Below are 2,613 nucleotides of genomic sequence, written 5' to 3'. Positions count from 1 at the left end.
TCCCGGACCTTGCCGGCGGAGATGTGGTTGTAATCGGACAGCTCAGGACGCATGAACATGGAGTGTAGACCCGGCAGGGTTGGTTGGGAAATGGAGCTGGGGCGCGCTACGAATGCTCGTTCGAGGCCGGTGGGACCTATGTCCGACACGATTAGTAGTGTCCTGATCTGGACACATTAGGTGTCCCCTACTTTCAAGGAGTCCCTTTGAGAATCCCTCGTAGAAAAACCATCGGTCTTTCCATCCTCACCACCATGGTGGCGGCATCATTGACCGTCCCTGCAGTCAATGCGTTGATCGTCACCCCTGACACCCGCAACGACAAACCCATCTGCCAGGTCTCACTGTCCCCCTCCGAAATCGAGCACTCCAAGCAGTACTTCCGCGAGAAGATCGACGCGATGCTCGAGCTTGAAAGCACGCTGCGTGGATTGTTCCCGGAGCTGACTCCAGTGTTTGAGCAGATCGATTCCGAGCGCGCTGCGGGGCGATTCGGAACGGGTGTCGAAACCTACCAGCGGATCCGCTTCCAGGACGACATCGCCGCCAAGGGGTTCAGCATTCTTGAGACCTCTTACTTCGTCTTCACTGGGTCTGAACTCCACCAGCGATACCAGTCATACGCCGACAATGGCTATATGGTCAACGCCGAAGTCGCAGCTCATTGGAGCCGCGCCGAATTGGCAGAGTACCCCTTCGGCGACGCAGCGGTGATCAACGCAGGTGACGGCTGGACCCGCGCAGACAGTCACTCGACTGGCTTCGACGCCTTCGCCGCCCAAGGGACGGTCTTTGACGGCGTGACCCAGAATTCTTACCCACTGAGTACCGCCCTCGCGAAGTACGCAAAGCCACATAATTACCGCCTCGCCGCCGCGGAAGATGAGTTCAAAGCCTACGCAGGTCTCGCGCCATTCTACGAAGTGGGAGAACAGTGCGTGGCCGCTCTGATCGTCCCCGAGCCGGAGCCGACCCCGGAACCCACTCCCGAGCCGGAGCCCACCCCCGAGCCGGAACCTTCGGAGGCTGAGGTCTTCGAGTTCTCTTACCCCGAGGTCCGCATCGCCCCATCTGAAAAGACGAAGGTCGTGCCAAAGGCTGAGTCCGGCACCAGAGGCGACGCAACTGGTCACACATTTGAGATCGCGGATTCCGCACAGATCAAGAAACTCCGCCAGGAAGGGTGGCTGTTCGATGTCTCCGCCACAACCGGCGAGTTCACCGTGACTACCCTGCACGGTGTCGAGGGTTCGATCAACATTCCCATCACCGTGAAGTATGCGGATGGGTCAGCAGAAGTTATTAGGGTGAGCGTCACTTCGGCGGTTCCCCAGGCTCCTGCGACACCGACTCCTGAGCCCGCGCCGGCAAAGCCGGCGTCGGGTAGTAGCTCGAGTTCTCGCTAGAGAATCTCGCCGGGCTTGTACTGGGCGGCGTCCGGGTGGGCGTCGACAAGCACCTGCACCCGGCGCAGTACATGCTCGACCTGGGATTCTGCCGCACCGATGAAGGCGTGCTTGTCGGCCAGGGCGGCATCGAGGTCCCGCTGCGTCATCGGCAGGCGCTCGTCGGCGGCCAGACGCTCGATGAGGTCCTGCTCGCCGCCGTTCTCCCGCATGTTCAGCGCCACGGCGACGGCGTTTTCCTTGATCACCTCGTGCGCGGTCTCCCGCCCGACGCCGGCGCGGACGGCCGCCATGAGGATGCGGGTGGTGGCCAGGAAGGGCAGGTAGCGCTCCAGCTCGCGGTTGATCATCGCCGGGAAGGCACCGAACTCGTCGAGGACGGTGAGGAAGGTTTCGAACATGCCGTCCAGGGCGAAGAACGCATCCGGCAGCGCGACGCGACGGATGACCGAGCAGAACACGTCGCCCTCGTTCCACTGCTGGCCGGAGAGATCTGCGACCATGGTGAGGTAACCGCGGAGGATGACCTGCAGGCCGCCGACGCGCTCACAGGAACGGGCGTTCATCTTGTGCGGCATCGCCGAGGAACCGACCTGGCCCTCCTTGAAGCCCTCGGTGACGGTCTCCGTGCCGGCCATGAGGCGGATGGTGTGCGACAGGGAGGACGGGCCCGCACCCAGCTGCACCAACGCGGAGACGGCATCGAAGTCGAGGGATCGCGGGTAGACCTGGCCGACCGAGTCGAAGATGCGCGCGAAACCGAGGTGATCGGCGATGTTGGTCTCCAGGGCGGCCAGCTTGGCCTCATCCCCACCCATGAGATCGAGCATGTCCTGCGCGGTGCCCATCGGGCCCTTGATGCCGCGCAGCGGGTAGCGCGACAGGAGATTCTCCGTGCGCTCGATGGCCACCAGCATCTCATCGGCGGCCGTGGCGAAACGCTTGCCCAGGGTGGTGGCCTGCGCCGCGACATTGTGCGAACGCCCGGCCATGACCAGGGACTTGTACTGGGCGGCGCGGTCCGCGATCCGGGCGACCACCGCGACGGACTTGTCGCGGATGAACTCCAGGGAACGGATGATCTGCAGCTGCTCGACGTTCTCCGTGAGATCGCGGCTGGTCATGCCCTTGTGGATGTGCTCGTGGCCGGCGAGCGCGTTGAACTCCTCGATGCGGGCCTTGACGTCATGACGGGTGACGCGCTCCC

2 protein-coding genes are annotated in these 2,613 nt (G+C 63.2%); one reads left to right on the top strand and one right to left on the bottom strand.

What is annotated here, in order from left to right:
* Positions 1-206 precede the first annotated feature (206 nt).
* Positions 207-1,406, top strand: a complete 1,200-nt coding sequence (locus Q4F73_RS12235) for a Rib/alpha-like domain-containing protein (protein ID WP_303359615.1) — start codon at positions 207-209, stop codon at positions 1,404-1,406.
* On the opposite strand, the gene purB is transcribed toward Q4F73_RS12235, so the two are convergent.
* Positions 1,403-2,613: adenylosuccinate lyase (gene purB, locus Q4F73_RS12230; protein WP_303359614.1), on the bottom strand; the 1,211-nt coding region annotated here is incomplete at its 5' end. The two genes, Q4F73_RS12235 and purB, sit on opposite strands and share 4 nt — an antisense overlap.

Origin of the sequence: Corynebacterium sp., assembly GCF_030535495.1 — a bacterium.
Lineage (GTDB): Bacteria > Actinomycetota > Actinomycetes > Mycobacteriales > Mycobacteriaceae > Corynebacterium.
The sequence above is the reverse complement of the archived record's forward strand: the minus strand, read 5'-3'. Positions and strand labels throughout refer to the sequence as shown.